Raw genomic sequence first — 16,047 nt, 5'->3', positions numbered from 1 at the left:
TATAAATTGACTTTCTATGAAAAAAAATGCCCCGATAGTTCAAGAAAAATGAACAAATTTTAGTTCTCTGCCAACAAAATTAGAAGATGGAGGTTGTAGTTTTAATTCTCTCGACCAAACTGAAAGTTGTCCGATATGATGAATTTCGTGTGCAATAATATGGTGAATAATATCATTCACAGCATATTTTTTTTCATCCCAAGGGACACTGACACTCTGTTCCTTCAAGTCATCTGTGTTTTTCAAAAATTCAGCGATTTCATTCCTTAATTTATCTGAAAGAGTTTTAACCTTTTCAAGTGTATGATAGTCATCAAACTGAAATACTACATCCTCTTTCCCTTGAATACCACGAATCCAACTATATTCCACATCAATTATATGGAAAAGTGTAAATAAAATATTTCCTACTCCGCCAATACGATTTTTTAATAACTCTTCAGTTGTTAATTGATTACACCAGTCAAACCATTCATCTCTTACTTGCCAGTTATATACAAAGAATTTTATTAATATTTTGAACACCCCTAATTTAGCTTAATATTATATCTTTCGCTATAAAGTCATTATTTCCTTCTTCCACTAACCTCCCTCTTCAGTAAAAAATGCGATACCTTTTTGTAAAAGTATCGCAACCATTAGTGAAATAACCCATTAATTTTTTTGATTGTGTTAATAGGGAAAGAATAAATCGTATGTGTGTCTTCTGTATTCATAATGGTTCCTGACTTTTCATCAACCAAAATTTCAATTGTTTCTATATCCTGTATAGTCTCTTCTTGAACTCCCCTGCTTCTACAGCAAAATATGAGAAATACTTCCCTTTAATTAAAGGAGAGTCCCTTATAGTTTTTTATTTTTTAAATTATAGCAAAACTAATCGTTCCAATGGAAGGACTTTAAATCTTTGCTTTAAATAACCAGAAAATGATATTAACAGCTCTTTTTTAGAGCATTTTATTTCTTCCAAATGTTTTAAACGCATTTATCATACTTTCGATAACTCTCTTTTTATAGAAGACTTATCTGAAAGAAAATAAATTCTTCTCTACCTTTAGATATATTAATAGCAAAAGTTAGCTCACAAAAAATGAGTGAAGCAACTTTCATTTTCATGCTGTCCATAAAACAAATCGGATGACGATAGAGATGCTTAGAAGGACAAAAAATGCAACTGATAGTATCAGCTGCATTTTTTAATTAACGCTCCTCATTTCATCGTAAGTTCATGCGATTTATATGTGTTTACAGAGAATTCCTTCGCTACCGGAGTCCGATTTTCTCTTACTACTTTTACCAACACCAACTACGTGTTAATCAATAGTTATTATTCGGACTTTTTATCTCTTACTTCGATGCCTGAATTTAAATAATTCCTCCTAGTATAAGAGGAGTTTTCCAATCTCCTAAAGTTCTAGCGGCTTACTCCCCCACCATACCGTCGTTATCATTATCGCGCATATATTTGTACAGCCAGTGATCACTTGTTATAGGCATGCTATATCCTGCTGCTTTTGCTTCTTTAATTGTTACTTGACCATCACCGTTTGTATCAATAGTTGAAATATCCTCTTTTTCCTTTGAAGTAGTTGACTCGGAAGACTTACTACCAGTTAGTCCAAGTGATTTATTTACTTCATCAGGGTTCATATTGTCGAATTCATCCTTAATGACATTTCCTTTTATAGTATAGGTATACTGATATCTAGAAGGAATCTGCGTTTCTGTATTAGGATAGGTGATGATGGCTTCAAAGTTCGTAGCTCCACCTGCCTTACGGATTGCGTCTTCCATATAGGCTTGATCACCATGGCGGTTAAGCGTACTATCTTGTGGGGTAATATTATAAGCATTCGACACTCCGCCTAGTGAATCTGCAATGATATGTCCTTCATCTAAATCTGCTCTCTCGACACCAGGAACCTTTGCTTCATCAGAATAGTATCTGCCAGACGATGTTACTGGTTCATTTTTGTCATCTTGTAGAATGATTTTCTCAGCAACGACACGGACTAGCTGCCCATGCTTATTTGTAAATGCCCAATATTCACGATCCCCATATCCAACGTCAACAACAACATTTGGTTCACGATGCCCAGACAAATCACCGCCATCCACTTCAATAAGCTTGTATCCTTTAAACAGTTCATTTTTTGATTGGGTTACCGTTTCCTCTACTACTTGTTTTCCAGTCGATGTTTTTTCTTTTTCACTATTTTTAGTAGTTACTTCTTGTGAATTAGCATTCCCATCCGTATTCGATACATCTTCTACGTTGGAGCAACCAACTATAAAGATGGCAGTTAAAAGTAAGATTAAATAGTTCATTTTCTTTTTCATGTCAAGACTCCTCATGGTGTTTTCTTATAAATCATTCTAGAAATTTTTGACGAAAGCAGAATTAACAATGTTAACCCGTTTATAATAGTATATTACAATTTTAATATTATTACAGTAGATACTCAGTTCAATTACGTAAAAGATTAAGAGAGATATTACATTTTTTTCTAATTAGAAGTTTCACTAGTATTCGCTTTTCGATTCAACAAAAGATGCTATTTAGTATGATTAAAAAAGCACTATTCCAAGTCAGGAATTGCCCCATTTAATATTACTTAACATCCACAGTAGAAAATTTCTTTTTATTTACCTTAACTAAGGTAAACGATAATAAAGCAGAAATAAAGATTAAGATAGCGGCAAATATATAAACGGCTCGTATTCCAACAAAGTCAGCAATGAAACCTATTAGAAAAATGGATAAACCTGAAACAGTTGATAATAGAATACTTTGGGATGCAAACACCTTGGGTAAGTCTATGGTTTGAATATTTATTTGAAATGCAGTTTGTTGAGCCACATCTCTTATTTGGTAGGCGGGACCCATTGCAATACAAAGCAGAAGAGCCAATATAGGACTACTGGTCAGCCCATAAATTAAAGTAAAAATACTAAATACTAACGAACCAATCGCCATACTAAATATCAAATGCTTCTGAATTGTTTTAGCTATGAATATGGTGATTATCCCCCCAAAATAGCGCCAACATAATAGCTTGCATTAATAAAACCCCACCATTGCTCTCCTTGGTTTAGGGCTTCTTTTACATACACCAATGTTATTGCTCCAACCCAAATGGAACCTGCCATTCCCTCAATAACATCCATTAAAGTAACCATTCTAAGCGTCTGATTATGCCATAAAATCTTCCATCCTTCATTCATCAGCGCCCACTTGGATTTATTTTCGACAGGAACTTCCATATTAGAAACGAAATGTTTTGATGTAATATATAAAGCCAATACAGAAAGCCAGAGCAATACTACATTAAACGCCAAAGTAGAATTATGCCCCCAATTTATTACCGCAAAACCTGTAAAGCTATAACCAGCTATTTGAACAGATTGAGTTGTGATGGATAAAGAACTGTTAGCTCTCACAAGATTTTCCTTTGATACAATTTTAGGTGTAACAGAGTTAAGTAATGGGTTCCCCCATCCTTCCATAAAAGATATAACTAAAATAAATAGCAGCAAAACATAAATATGATTCGTTATCGGCAAAAAACCGAGTAGTAAAAAAGTAAGTAATAATGCCTTCAACCCCTGAAACTTTACCATTAATTTAGCGAAAGCAAACTTTCTATAAATTAATGGGGATGTTAGACCAGCAGTTAAATTAGCCAAAGCTTTGAATAAAGGAAACAACGAAGACATTAATGCAGAGTCCGTTTTTTGATATATGTATGTGGTAATAACCATAATGTAAATGACATCTGCTAAGGCTATGCTTGTCTTAGCAAACCAGAAACTATAAAAACGTATACTATTCATACTATCTCCTCTCTTGATTAATCGAAAACAACCCTATGATTATATCATTGGAAATGCAAGTTTTGCCTTCTTCTTTTTGTTTATTACACACATATCAAAAGATTATATCCATTCCAACGCATAAAAACGCAGCTTTTATATAAGCTGAAAGTTAATTTAACTAAATAGTCAACTTTTTAGTTAAATTATAAAATTACGCTCTTACTTCTTCATGACTTTTTTAAAGTGGAAAAATTCATATTCTGTATCTGGTTTCGTTTCATCCACTTCAAAGTCTGGGCCTGGGTTACCTCTATGCAAAAATTCCACGATATGAAAACCACATTTATTCACATAAAAGTGAATATTGCGTTTTTCAAAATAAGGTGTATATAGCTCCCAAACTTTTGTTTCTGGGTATGCCGCCTCTATTGCTTGCCATGCTTTTGTCCCGATACCTTTTCCATGTGCATTCGCATTCATATATAAAAATACAACTTCATTATGCTGTGTGTCTTCATCAATTTTTAATACTGCCCCACCCAGCTTTTCTCCGTTCATTACGAGATGATAAATCTCTGCATCTGGTTCTGTGAGCATTTTGTCAACATCCTTTTCAGGTGGAACCGGTGCTATTTCGGTTGGATTGTCATGCTCTGGAAAACTATCTTTTAACCCTTTTAAAAAGGCTTCGTGTAATTCCTGCTTAAAATCAACCAGCATATTCTTGTTTACCGGAAGTAGTGTAACAAATTGTTCTATATTACCTGTCATCCTATATCACCCTTTCCGCACATCATTGTGCTTTACCTTATTCATTATCCTCCAAGTAACTATTAGCAAAAGGCATACAAGCACCTAATCTACTGTCCCGTATACTCCATGTTTACTATACATCGATAATAGCTATTGAAGTAATCAACATCAGATCATATTCAAGTAATCCCCCGCCTCGCTTATGCAAAAATCGATTGCACAATCTTGTCTCCATATTATGTAATCGCTACTTTTCCTTAAACTTTAAACACCATATTTGCTCGTTCTTTGGGATATTCTGTGTTTACATAATAATCCTCTGCCTTCCAGTATCTATTCTTAAATTTATTTAGATTCTGCTGTGTTTCCTTGCTTTCTCGAGCAAATCTAGTTTCCTTGGAACAATCTAAATAGAGGATAAAATCGAAGAATTCTCTCCATTCTTTTCGTTGTAAGAAAACTCCTTCCATTATGATTAAGTCGGTATGCAATAAGGAAATCTTTTCTATTTGGTGGGTATCAGAGTCCGGATTATATTTACACAGCTGTAATACTGTTTTATCTTTTAGTTTCTTAAAAAGTGATTCTTGTAAAGCTTGGACATCCCATTGTAAATGATAGTATTCATGCCATTCCTCATAGCTGGTATGATAACGCCGATTTCTTTGTACAATATAATCATCTAAGTGTAAAACTGTTACAGAAAATCCTTTTTCATGGAGACATGCTTGTAGTTTTTTCACTATGGTTGTTTTCCAGACCGGCTTAGCCCATCTATCCCAACCACAACTCTTTTCCCTTTTGCGGGTGTTGGGATGCTTGCTGCGATAGCATTTATATGATCTTGCAAAATTAGTCCCTCTTTTCCTTTACAGCTGTTTCACTATATTTGTTATCATTCTCTCATTCTTCTTTTTCATTAGATTTTAACAGACCAATCTGATTCCATCCAGTTTTTTGGAAAACATATCACCTATTAGGTATCTCTTTTTTCAATCTAGAAATCAATTATTTTTCTTTTTATCAGCTGACCTCTCCTACTTCAATTAAATAAGCGTTTTAAATTTCCTAATCTAAAGCAATGGAGACCAAAACTTTTTGGTCTCTATTGCTATTTTACTAAAAAGGTATGCTTACTGCTTTTCTTTTGTAAAATTCCATTAAACTTTTTTCGTTAATGGAAATAGTGCACAATCTTTAATTGTCTCACTGTCCGTTAATATCATTAAAAGCCGTTCAATTCCAAATCCCCAACCAGAAATTGGCGGCATTCCATATTCCATTGCCAATAGGTAGTCCTCATCCATTTCCATCGCCTCCAGATCACCGCCGCTTTTCAACACAGCCTGTGCCTCTAATCTTCTTCTTTGTTCAAGAGGATCCACTAATTCTGAATATGCATTGATAATTTCAACCCCATTTACTACTAGTTGAAAGCGATCCGTAATTGCGGGATTATAATCATTTGCTCTTGCCAAGGGTGACAAATCAATAGGATGATTGATTAAAAAAGTTGGCTCTATTAGTTGCGGACGACACATTTTTTTATATAGCAAATCGATAAAGTTCCCTCTCCCTAAGGTCTCGATATTGTCTTGTTCTAAATAGATATTTCTCCGCTTTGTTTCTTCATACAAGTCATCTACATTTGGATATAAATCAATATCAATGCCTGTATCTTGGAGGATTAGCTCTCTAAAGGAGACGACTTTCCAGTCTAAAGAAAAATCAATTGTTTTTCCTTGGACTGGAATAACGGTTGTTTGAAAAGTCTCATTCAGAACATATAGAAGTAGATCACGCATAAGTGCCATTGTATCCTCATAGCTCCAATAAGCAGCATAGCCTTCTACCATTGTAAATTCTTGAAGATGCTGAGGACTGACTCCTTCATTTCGAAAGCACTTAGCAAACTCATATATTTTTGTAAAACCTCCTACTATTAATCTTTTTAAGTAAGTCTCTGGTGCAATTCGTAAATTTAGTTCCGAATCCAATGCATGATGATACGTTCTAAATGGACGAGCTAATGCCCCGGAAGAAGTATGCTGTAACACAGGTGTCTCCACTTCTAGAAAATCTCTTTCTTCTAAAAATCTCCGAATCGCACGCACTAACTTTGTTCGTGTTAACATTCTTTCTTTTGTTTCCTTTGTCATCATTAGGTCTAAATAACGTTGTCGATAACGGGTTTCTACATTGTTTAACCCATGCCATTTTTCTGGCAGAGGATGCAGAGCTTTTCCTAGTAAAACATATTTTTCTATTCGCAGCGTTTTTTCCTTTGTTTTCGTCGAATACATTCTCCCTTCCACACCAATAAAATCTCCTACATCTAAATAGTAAGCGAAATCATTAGCTGACTGCTCTCCGACCTCTTCTTTTTTCAAAAGCAGCTGCAGACTTCCTTGAATATCTGAAATCGTCAGGAAGCTAAATTTACTAAACTGGCGAATCCCCATGATTCTTCCTGCCACCCGCACTGCTTCTGTGCCATCCTCCAGTAAAGCTGCTTCATAAAGTTCATAATTTGTCGCAAATCTTTCTGGATATACGAAAACTCCCTGTGATCTTAATGCCGCTAATTTTTCTATTCTCCGCGTTGTTTGTTCCTGGCTCATTCTATGGCCCTCCAGTCCTTTTATTGGATTATTTACTTATACTTATAAAATAAAAAAACTCTCACCCCCAAGATTATTCATCTTGAGGACGAGAGTTATTATTAACTTCGTGGTACCACCCCAGTTTATTGATATGTTGCCATATCAACCTCTTCGGGTACGGCAATTAAAAAATTGATTATACCCTATCTCTATAACGGGAGATCCCGTCGCAGTATCACAAAGAGGGTTTCTTTGATCCGTGCGAAAGCTCCAAGTCTTTTTTCATTAAGATTCTTATTACCCCTTTTCACCAGCTGGAGCTCTCTTTAAATAATGAATCAAAATTACTCTTCTCTTCTTAGCCAACTATTCCGTATTTATTTTAGAAAATATTACCTTAAATTAAATTTATAGTCAATAGTTAGAGCTAGTATACTAGTTTTTTTATTTTCATTATTACTGGCTCTAAAACAGTTATACTATTTGGCTGAGATAACTCACTTATAAATTTCGTGAATTCTTCCCCACTTTTTAGTAATTCTTTTAGAAACATTTGCTCTGCAACTGCGAATTTCCCCTGCTTGTTTCTGATACTGAACAATATTTGATTTTCTGGCTTTGTGTTGATTCTTTCCATTTTCCAAGTCTGATCGTTCATAAAATAACTCGTTTCTCCGCTGCCATTTTCCAAGTATTCTAACGTCATTCGCAGGAGACCAATCCATATTAATTCTACATCATCATTGTTTTCCTCTGATGTTATATTATGATCATAATACGTTATTTGGATGAAGCCGTCTATATAGCCATTATTTCGCACTTGATAGTTATTTGCTATGCTTATTGCTTTCTCTTCTGAGATAGCTATTTTTTCTCTTTTGAATTAAATATATATGTATGTATATTTATAGCTCTCTCCTCCCAAATGTTAAAAGAGAATATCCACCACTTGAATATTCTCTTTTATTTCCCTATTTAAAAAGTAGGCAAATTATCTAAGTTATTTTCTTTAATCCCATCTGGTTCACTACGGATAATATCCCTGCCATATTTATGAAAAACATCCACATGCGCTAATTTTCCTGCTTTAGCTTCATCAAGGGCAGTAATATAATCTAATTCTCTACCACTGTTTGTTTTAAAAGCAATAATATCATCATCCTCATTTTTACGAACAGCCACAATTTGTTCTATATTGGGATCGATTTCTTCGGCCGCTTCTATTTGAGCTTCGCTACTTGCTTGCTGCAAATAATCATCGTAAATTTTTTGATAGTCTTTTTCATCCATTACAGCCACCTCCAAAACATTAGTATGCTCTGGAGTTTTCGAATTATGTATCATCTATCTTTCACTATCGTTAAGCAAGTATTTTTCTTTAAAGCTCGGGCTTAACTGACTCCACACATCAAATTTATTTCCATCAAGATCGTAAAAGACAAAATTGTTGCCTGGATGTCCTCTATCCTCAATATCGTCAACCGTAACACCTTTTTCTTTTAAGGAGTAATGAAGTTTCTTTAATTGGTCTATCCCATCGACTTCAAATGTCAGAAAAAAATGCTCATTTCCTGCATCATCTTGAAAGGCTGCTTTTTCTCCTTTTTTTGCTTTAACAAGAAAGAAACTTTGATTCGCAAAATCTAAAATAGCTTTATCTTCATTTCTGAAATTTTCTCTTGCTCCTAATTTTTCTTGATACCAGTTTGAGGCTAATTCTGGATTTTCAACTGGCAGATAAATTGTTCCCACTCTGTGGATGATTGTATTCATTATTTTTCTCCTTTTCGATAGAATAGCTTGCTTTTATATTCGGCGAAAAGGAAAATATATCCTCTTCTTTGTATGTGGTTTGGCTGATATTTGGTTGCTTTGGTTGATTTCTTTTTAGTTTGGCTGATTTCCCCGCTGCTTTGGCTGATATTTTTTTAGTTTGGCTGATTTTCCCGCTACTTTGGCTGATATTTTTTTAGTTTGGCTGATTTCCCCGCTGCTTTGGCTGATTTCCTGACTAAGTTTCTATTTTCCCAAAGAAAATTCATGAAATGATATGAAAATTTTCTCTTTTTATGAATGATAATCCTTAAATAGTTGGCCTATCACCTGAATTTAATAATTGTTAGTTCTACTCCACTCAAAAATCAAAGTTTACATCCGAGATAGTAATTATATAATTACCTATAGGATAATGATCACTTCCTGAACCAAATAACTGTTCATGCTAACCTTAAAACGAGATCTATAGCATTTAATCATCCCAATTTATACACTTGCTTTTCTCTTTTTTCTAATAAATGAAAGGAGAAGAAGACTAAGTGGAATTAGAACATACAGCCCAATCTCTAATACAGGTATTGTGCTTTCGATGAATTTATTTAAATCTGCTAGGTTCGTACTAACCCATAAGGCTATGATTATGATTAAAATACCATATGGAAAGACAAAAGTTTTTTCTTTTTCAACACCTAACCATTGAGCTGTTCCTAAACACAAAGTAAAGTAAAATAACGAAATTTTAATAAATACACCTAATACCCAAATAACTACAAGAACTGATTCAAAACGTTCAAAAAACGGAGGGATATAAATATAGCGAAACGCTGTAAATACAGGAAATTGGTAACTATCCACATTCTCGCCAAACAAAAAAAGACAAATAATATTTAAAGAAAACATAACTATCAAGCTATATAAAATTACTTTATACCCCACTACTTTTTTTGTCGCTTTATCCTTGACATATGGCAATAATATCCCCATATAAAAAATTTGATTAAACCAAAGTGCAGGCTGCAACGCACCATGAAGCATCGATTTCCATTTACCCTCAAAAAGCGGCAGCATATTTTTCACATCAAATTCATGAAATAACAATAATAATACTAATAAAGAGAAGATATAAATTGGCAAAAATACTTGTGATGCCCGTGCAAATACTTCCAATCCACTTTTAACCGAATAGGCACAAAGAATAACCATTACTCCTATAATTACCACTAAAGGGGTAGAATATAAAAGAGAAGTTAAGATAAAGTCTGCATATTCTCTTACAATAATGCTTGTGACCAATAGAATGTATAGCAAATAAGCTAAACCTATACACTTCGATAAAAAAGTCCCCACAATATGCTTACTATACTGGAAAATGGTTTCATTGGGATATAATTTATGAAGTTGTAAAATAATAAATGCCGTAATTAATCCACTTATACTTGAGAATATAGGAGAAACCCACATATCATGCCCAGCATGCTTTGATGTAACTGCCGGAATCGAAAGAATAGCTGTTGAAATAATAGTCATCATTAATAAAGACATCATTTGTTTAGCTGAAATTCTTATTTTGTTATTCATCTTCTTAATCTCCTTTATAGAAGAAATATAAAAACAGCTTAAATCATTCAAATCTAGCTCTTTGTTAATGGAAACAGCTTTTCTTTTCAAATAGGGAGATAGCATATTACGGTTAAATGCTATGAAGCAATCACACACCATTATTTAGTTTCCCTTGCAAAAGTCCTAAGCATAATACAAAAAAATATTGAGGAGTTAAAAACGGTCAAGAAACAACACTGCAACATTCATAACCCAATTTTTTTCTGGCACATATCATCATTATTCTAAATACTTACTTATTGGTCTGAAAATGGTATGAACCCATTCAATCGGACCAGGAAACTGAGGAAAAAAAAGTAAAACAATAGATAATGCTCCACCTATAATCGTTAGAAATAAAAAAACGACTTTCCCCCTTTTTTCTGCTATTTTTACCCTCGGCCACTCATAAATAACTATAAGAGCAATCAAACACGTAATCCCTAATAAAGAAAGCCACTTCATTTGACTCACTCCCTCTATTTTAAACTTGATGATGATGTGGTTAATCCAGATCGCAATACAGTTGCCTTTACTTTCGTTTTTGTCTTGATATTTGAAAAATAATATTCCCAATCGCTTTCCGCTTGTTTCCAATCCTTTGGATATTTACGATGGAATGCTTCGCCAAAACCTATAACATCTACCTTGAGGTCTTGTTGAACAGCTTGAAGTGCTACTTCTATTTTTTTCCTCGTTGCCTTTTCTAACTCCTCTTCTAATGTTGCCACTATTTTAGGGTCAAACACATTTAAATTTGTCCCATTTTGAGTAACTTCACATTTGATCTGCACATTTATATCCATCCTCCAGTTTCCGTTAATGATTTTCGGTTTCAAGCTAGTCTTTCCTGAAGTCACTCTGACAGATATATATTCTCGCTCTTTTAAAGGAACTGTAATACTATTTATCTTGACTTCATTACGGAGCCAGAGAACTCCCCTCATTGCATCATTATTAATAACTCCGACCATCTTATCTCTATTAAAAATAGAAGCTTCGGTAATAACAATAGATGCCTCTCCCTTTTCACTTTTTTCTATGTACATATAAGGCAAAATAATTGATTTTGTATCACTTGTCAGCATTTCCTCTACATCTTTAATTGTTTGTTTCACAACTATTTGCTTTTCTACTAACCTTCTCATTCCTTCTCCAACATATAACTCTAAATCTGGAGTTACTTCTAACATATCCTTAGCAAGCCCTTTTGCTATATAAAGATACGCTCTTTCTCTAGGCTTGGGATGGCGAATAAGATATTCTAGCTCCTTTCTAATTCCATTTTCTTTAGCGAAATTCTCACTAAAAATATACATTTTGCAATGTCCCCAAAATATATTTCTAGATAATTGCATCTCTAAATTAGATGTAGCATCTGAAATAGTTTTCCCTTTCCCGTTTTTCACCATCACAATCTCTTTATTACCACCTTGTCCACCAGATTCGGAACTCCCTCCTATTGATTGGGGAATTAAAACCTGAATACTTACTTCTATTTGTCCGTCATCTGTCTTATCGATTGCTGTTCCTAAGACAATAGCCATATCAAACACTTCTCTTCTATCCCAGCATCCAGTTAAAAATATTGAACTAAAAAGAATAAGCATGATCATTTTATATTTAATTGCTTCAGATAGAAATTGCTTATCCATATAAGTAAGTCCTTTCATAATAGAGTTTTTAATAATAAAGCAATAATTCGATCCTTTAGCTTCTATTTACTAAATACTCAAAAACAAGATCCAGGAAGCAGATTACATCTTGTTAATTGGTTTTGGCATTAATTTCTTTTTGTTTTTGGTTTCTGGCTTGCCCTCTGTCGATACTTATTAACATTTCCCGTTAAACTTGGTCGTGTATCCATTTTCCACCATGGAGCTCTAGCAATCGCATCCTTTAATTCTGTGTTTTTGACTGGCGCTAGTGGTGCAAGATACGGAAGACCAAATGAGCGTAAACTACATAAATGAATGATAATAGCAATCACACATAGCATGATTCCGAGCAAGCCTAACATACTTGCAAACAACATAATCGGAAATCGTAATAGTCTTAATGCTGAGCCAGTAGCTGTATAAGGGGACATAAAAGATGCAATTCCAGTTAAAGCAACTACAATAACCATTGGTGCAGATACTAATCCAGCCTGAACTGCCGCTTGCCCAATAACTAGTGCTCCGACAATACTTACCGCCGAGCCGATTTGCTTTGGCAGTCGAACTCCTGCCTCTCTTAGCGCTTCAAAGGATATTTCCATAATAAGTGCTTCAACAACCGCTGGAAACGGAACAGCTTCTCTTGCTGCTGCAATACTAATTAATAAATTTGTCGGAATCATTTCTTGATGAAACGTAACTATTGAAACATAAAGTGACGGTAATAAAAGCGAAATAACCATAAACACAAAACGTAGAATTCGTACTGCTGTACTTATTATGAAACGCTCATAGTAATCTTCAGATGAATGCAATAAGCTTATGAGGCTGATTGGAACAATCAAAACAAAAGGCGTTCCATCTACCAAAATAGCCACTCTTCCTTCTAATAAATGCGCTGCAACTACGTCCGGTCGCTCTGTATTGAGAATTTGTGGGAATGGAGAATACGAGTTATCTTCTATTAGCTCCTCTATATATCCACTCTCTAAAATACTATCTACTTGAATACTATTTAGTCTTCTTTTTATCTCCTCTAAGAGATCTACCTCTACTAGACCGTCGATATAGGTGATTGCCACACTTGTATTCGTATATCTACCAAGATTGATTAATTCTGCTTTTAACATAGAACTTTTAATCTTTCTTCTAATGAGTGATAGATTAATCTGCATAGTCTCTATAAATCCTTCTCTTGGTCCCCTAACAACACTTTCACTGGATGGCTCTTCAATTGATCGTTTCTGCCAATTAGCTAAACCAAAAGTATATGCTTTATTGATAGAATCCACCATTAATACAGGTTTTCCATTTAATATTTCCTTAACCACTTCCTCTACTGTAGTGACTTCCTTTACATCTGTCGAAAATACGCTTTCTTCTATGTTCTCTTTTAAGCTTGTTGTATGTTTATTTTTCCTTTGCTGCAATGGTTTTAATACATGATCTTCTAATACCTCTTTATTATTCAACCCATCTATATAAATAACAATCGCATTTATTTCATTGAAAATTTTAAATGAATGGAATACTACATCAAAGCATGAATGAAAAATCGATTGTAGTATATTTTGATTTTCATGAAGAATTGTTGAAAGAGTCGTCTCCTTTTTCTCTTCTGTTACTTCTTGTACTTTACTTCGAGTGATTTTCCTTAACAAATGATCATCCTCTTCCTATTGAAGATAAGTGAAATATTTTATATTCTTTATCCTTTACGCTCATTTATTCATAAACACGAAATATGAGGAGAACGCTTCCTGAACTTTAGCTTTTAAGAGGATGGAGACCTAGACTTGTTCCCTATTATTAGTATTAAAATTAAGTACTCAGCTAGACGAGGTAAAGCCCATGTTTAATCTTGCTGATTGATTAAGAAACAGTGATGAAACTGAGTTAATCAGAATCCTTACAATGAAAAGAGTTAGATTTTTATGATTCCATTTCAAAAAATGGGAACTTTTTGGGTCAAGGTGGATGGATGCCTAATATCGGGGGAGAGAAAAAATGAGTTTATTAAGATGATTTTTAATGCATAATTTGCCAAGAGAACAAAGCTAAAATACTAATACTTAGATTTTAGCTTCCCCTCATTGTAAGAGGACTTTATGCTACTTCTTTTTATCATTATTCCACTAGTCTTTCCCATAGCAACGTAAAAAAAGCTCCCTTTTATTTAAAGGAAACCACCTAAACGTTAAATCCATTTAGTTATTTTATCGTGGACAAGATTACTAGCTAATACTGTTTTTATTGCTGAGGATAACTCAATTGGAAAATTAATCTTTTCCTTACTATTTACAAATCTAATTCCTATTATTTTATCCATTTCATTCATCACAGGTATTCTACCAACAGACGCTGCAAAATAGAAATAGTCCTTCCACTTAGTATGTCCGAAATAAAAATCTCTGTAAGTTGATGAATATAAAGATCGAGTTCTTCTTGTATTTCTCGTTTTGCACATTCCTTTCCTAATTCCTGTCTGCCCCCTGGGAAATTCCAAATGTTTGCTCAAACCTTGAACTACTAACATATGATGACCATCATCTTTATAAGGACAAGAAAAAATCCCAGCATTTTTTGGAATAGCAATATTAGTGATGGTTTCAACTCTTCTTCAATTAATCTGTTTCTTCTTTCTTCAGCATTTATGTCCTTTTGAATCATACAAACAGTCCATATTTTATAATTTACAATATCCACCATCGTTTCTTCCCTTGCTTTAATTTTACTAAACCGTCTCTTTTCTTCCATAAGACATCCAAACGAAAAAGACATTAATCTTTTTTAGATCAATGTCCTTTATGTTTAGGATAACCTTCGAAATTTCTTATGGCAAATCCTTGCTTTCGTGCATATTCATTAATAGCTTGAAGTAATTTATTTTTAGCGATAGAAAAAGACCCGTGAATTTCTCTCTTATCATCTATAACATACTCTACATAAACGACAAAATTTAAAAGATCCATTTTCCGAATGACAAATTCATTGCATTCATATTCTCCACATCTTATATTGCCATTATAAATAAAATCAATAATGCCGTCATAAAACTCTTGATCTGAAATTTCCGCTTCTAAAAATGATTGCAGTATCCCTTCCATCGTACATCATCCCCTTGTAAATTCTCGCCTTTTATATTCTTTGTTCTCTCGTTGTACTCCTTCTTCAACATAAGTCATTTAAGTACATATTGGACAACTTTTGTTTTCCAAATACCATATCCTATCCATGCACCTAACATATTTAAGATAAAATCATCAATATCGAAACTCCCTAATCTTGTAACTACTTGTACTACTTCAATAACTATTAGTAAGGAACACATCGAAATAATAAATTTGCTAAATTTGTTTAAATGCTTGAATAAATAAGGTAAGTATATACCCATTGGCATGAACATCATAAAATTACCAAAAAGATTTTCGATAGGTATATACATATTCATACTTCCGTTAAACATTGCTAGAATATAGGTAGTGATCGTTTTAAATGGGACAAAATTGGATGAGTATTTTATATATTCTATCCATGATATATCTGACCAGAAGATCGCTCTTGTGCCTAAGAATAATAAATAAACTAGTGCTAATAAATAAAACACGAAACTTATCTTTAAAACTACTTTTCCTATTTTCTTCATTTTCCCCTCCATTACTTTTCTATGTTTTGTAAGCTGGTACATCCCTTTATTTACTCTCTTTCAATGATTAGACGATTCTCAACCAAGGGAAGTTTTACCTCTACTAATATTTTTTTGTTTATTCCAGCATAAAAAAAGGCTTCCCTTTTATTTAAGGAAAGACCTGTTAAATCCCGCAAGCATACCCTATTAATAG

At 33.8% G+C, this 16,047-nt stretch carries 17 protein-coding genes, 1 pseudogene and 1 other annotated feature; all 18 genes and pseudogenes read right to left on the bottom strand.

The features are described 5' to 3' along the window. Positions 1-39: 39 nt before the first annotated feature. Positions 40-510, bottom strand: a complete 471-nt coding sequence (locus tag C2I06_RS04575; RefSeq protein ID WP_095328337.1) for a DinB family protein — start codon at positions 508-510, stop codon at positions 40-42. Positions 511-1,422: 912 nt separating this feature from the next. Further along, on the bottom strand, positions 1,423-2,340 hold the full coding sequence (locus C2I06_RS04570) for a DNA/RNA non-specific endonuclease (protein WP_095328331.1): 918 nt from the start codon (positions 2,338-2,340) through the stop codon (positions 1,423-1,425). A 271-nt stretch (positions 2,341-2,611) separates the two neighbouring features. Further along, positions 2,612-2,977 carry an MFS transporter gene (locus C2I06_RS25430; RefSeq protein ID WP_249928278.1) on the bottom strand — a complete coding sequence of 122 codons (366 nt, stop codon included), beginning with the start codon at positions 2,975-2,977 and terminating at the stop codon, positions 2,612-2,614. A 47-nt stretch (positions 2,978-3,024) separates the two neighbouring features. Further along, a complete protein-coding gene (locus C2I06_RS04565; protein WP_249928277.1) occupies positions 3,025-3,834 on the bottom strand; it encodes an MFS transporter in 810 nt (269 codons plus the stop codon). Between the two features lie 201 nt (positions 3,835-4,035). Further along, positions 4,036-4,587 carry a GNAT family N-acetyltransferase gene (locus tag C2I06_RS04560; RefSeq protein ID WP_095328329.1) on the bottom strand — a complete coding sequence of 184 codons (552 nt, stop codon included), beginning with the start codon at positions 4,585-4,587 and terminating at the stop codon, positions 4,036-4,038. Between the two features lie 239 nt (positions 4,588-4,826). Next, positions 4,827-5,407: pseudogene (locus tag C2I06_RS04555) on the bottom strand (kinase). Between the two features lie 322 nt (positions 5,408-5,729). After that, positions 5,730-7,190 carry a lysine--tRNA ligase gene (gene lysS / locus C2I06_RS04550; RefSeq protein WP_123257553.1) on the bottom strand — a complete coding sequence of 487 codons (1,461 nt, stop codon included), beginning with the start codon at positions 7,188-7,190 and terminating at the stop codon, positions 5,730-5,732. Positions 7,191-7,271: 81 nt separating this feature from the next. Further along, positions 7,272-7,541, bottom strand: a binding site (T-box leader). 58 nt (positions 7,542-7,599) lie between these two features. Continuing rightward, positions 7,600-7,992 carry a hypothetical protein gene (locus tag C2I06_RS04545; protein WP_095328326.1) on the bottom strand — a complete coding sequence of 131 codons (393 nt, stop codon included), beginning with the start codon at positions 7,990-7,992 and terminating at the stop codon, positions 7,600-7,602. 155 nt (positions 7,993-8,147) lie between these two features. Beyond that, the gene (locus C2I06_RS04540; RefSeq protein WP_095257469.1) at positions 8,148-8,462 is read right to left on the bottom strand and encodes a DUF3892 domain-containing protein; all 315 of its coding nucleotides are present in this window, start codon (positions 8,460-8,462) and stop codon (positions 8,148-8,150) included. A gap of 54 nt (positions 8,463-8,516) precedes the next feature. Continuing rightward, a complete protein-coding gene (locus tag C2I06_RS04535; protein WP_095328325.1) occupies positions 8,517-8,945 on the bottom strand; it encodes a VOC family protein in 429 nt (142 codons plus the stop codon). A 489-nt stretch (positions 8,946-9,434) separates the two neighbouring features. Further along, complete coding sequence (locus C2I06_RS04530; protein ID WP_164463621.1) at positions 9,435-10,526, bottom strand: GerAB/ArcD/ProY family transporter; 1,092 nt, start codon at positions 10,524-10,526, stop codon at positions 9,435-9,437. A 261-nt stretch (positions 10,527-10,787) separates the two neighbouring features. Continuing rightward, positions 10,788-11,012 (bottom strand): hypothetical protein, encoded by a 225-nt coding sequence (locus C2I06_RS04525; protein ID WP_095328323.1) that lies wholly within the window; start codon positions 11,010-11,012, stop codon positions 10,788-10,790. Between the two features lie 14 nt (positions 11,013-11,026). Beyond that, positions 11,027-12,202 carry a Ger(x)C family spore germination protein gene (locus tag C2I06_RS04520; RefSeq protein WP_164463620.1) on the bottom strand — a complete coding sequence of 392 codons (1,176 nt, stop codon included), beginning with the start codon at positions 12,200-12,202 and terminating at the stop codon, positions 11,027-11,029. 128 nt (positions 12,203-12,330) lie between these two features. Next, positions 12,331-13,866, bottom strand: a complete 1,536-nt coding sequence (locus C2I06_RS04515; protein WP_249928276.1) for a spore germination protein — start codon at positions 13,864-13,866, stop codon at positions 12,331-12,333. A gap of 536 nt (positions 13,867-14,402) precedes the next feature. Further along, positions 14,403-14,741, bottom strand: coding sequence for a hypothetical protein (locus C2I06_RS04510; RefSeq protein WP_249928275.1), 339 nt, complete (start codon positions 14,739-14,741; stop codon positions 14,403-14,405). Then, a complete protein-coding gene (locus C2I06_RS04505) occupies positions 14,735-14,962 on the bottom strand; it encodes a hypothetical protein (RefSeq protein ID WP_123257550.1) in 228 nt (75 codons plus the stop codon). The genes C2I06_RS04510 and C2I06_RS04505 overlap by 7 nt, the downstream gene beginning before the upstream one ends. Before the next feature lie 38 nt (positions 14,963-15,000). Beyond that, positions 15,001-15,312 (bottom strand): hypothetical protein, encoded by a 312-nt coding sequence (locus C2I06_RS04500; protein ID WP_123257549.1) that lies wholly within the window; start codon positions 15,310-15,312, stop codon positions 15,001-15,003. 74 nt (positions 15,313-15,386) lie between these two features. Continuing rightward, complete coding sequence (locus C2I06_RS04495; RefSeq protein ID WP_123257548.1) at positions 15,387-15,851, bottom strand: VanZ family protein; 465 nt, start codon at positions 15,849-15,851, stop codon at positions 15,387-15,389. Positions 15,852-16,047: the final 196 nt, after the last annotated feature.

Origin of the sequence: Niallia circulans (genome assembly GCF_003726095.1) — a bacterium.
Taxonomy (GTDB): domain Bacteria; phylum Bacillota; class Bacilli; order Bacillales; family Cytobacillaceae; genus Niallia; species Niallia circulans_A.
The sequence above is the reverse complement of the archived record's forward strand: the minus strand, read 5'-3'. Positions and strand labels throughout refer to the sequence as shown.

What these genes read in the sequence shown, in the direction of transcription:
- C2I06_RS04570 (WP_095328331.1), bottom strand. Translation starts at nt 2,340, where the DNA reads ATGAAAAAGAAAATGAACTATTTAATCTTACTTTTAACTGCCATCTTT.
- C2I06_RS25430 (WP_249928278.1), bottom strand. Translation starts at nt 2,977, where the DNA reads ATGGCGATTGGTTCGTTAGTATTTAGTATTTTTACTTTAATTTATGGG.
- C2I06_RS04565 (WP_249928277.1), bottom strand. Translation starts at nt 3,834, where the DNA reads ATGAATAGTATACGTTTTTATAGTTTCTGGTTTGCTAAGACAAGCATA.
- C2I06_RS04560 (WP_095328329.1), bottom strand. Translation starts at nt 4,587, where the DNA reads ATGACAGGTAATATAGAACAATTTGTTACACTACTTCCGGTAAACAAG.
- lysS (WP_123257553.1), bottom strand. Translation starts at nt 7,190, where the DNA reads ATGAGCCAGGAACAAACAACGCGGAGAATAGAAAAATTAGCGGCATTA.
- C2I06_RS04540 (WP_095257469.1), bottom strand. Translation starts at nt 8,462, where the DNA reads ATGGATGAAAAAGACTATCAAAAAATTTACGATGATTATTTGCAGCAA.
- C2I06_RS04535 (WP_095328325.1), bottom strand. Translation starts at nt 8,945, where the DNA reads ATGAATACAATCATCCACAGAGTGGGAACAATTTATCTGCCAGTTGAA.
- C2I06_RS04530 (WP_164463621.1), bottom strand. Translation starts at nt 10,526, where the DNA reads ATGAATAACAAAATAAGAATTTCAGCTAAACAAATGATGTCTTTATTA.
- C2I06_RS04525 (WP_095328323.1), bottom strand. Translation starts at nt 11,012, where the DNA reads ATGAAGTGGCTTTCTTTATTAGGGATTACGTGTTTGATTGCTCTTATA.
- C2I06_RS04520 (WP_164463620.1), bottom strand. Translation starts at nt 12,202, where the DNA reads ATGGATAAGCAATTTCTATCTGAAGCAATTAAATATAAAATGATCATG.
- C2I06_RS04510 (WP_249928275.1), bottom strand. Translation starts at nt 14,741, where the DNA reads ATGTTAGTAGTTCAAGGTTTGAGCAAACATTTGGAATTTCCCAGGGGG.
- C2I06_RS04505 (WP_123257550.1), bottom strand. Translation starts at nt 14,962, where the DNA reads ATGGAAGAAAAGAGACGGTTTAGTAAAATTAAAGCAAGGGAAGAAACG.
- C2I06_RS04500 (WP_123257549.1), bottom strand. Translation starts at nt 15,312, where the DNA reads ATGGAAGGGATACTGCAATCATTTTTAGAAGCGGAAATTTCAGATCAA.
- C2I06_RS04495 (WP_123257548.1), bottom strand. Translation starts at nt 15,851, where the DNA reads ATGAAGAAAATAGGAAAAGTAGTTTTAAAGATAAGTTTCGTGTTTTAT.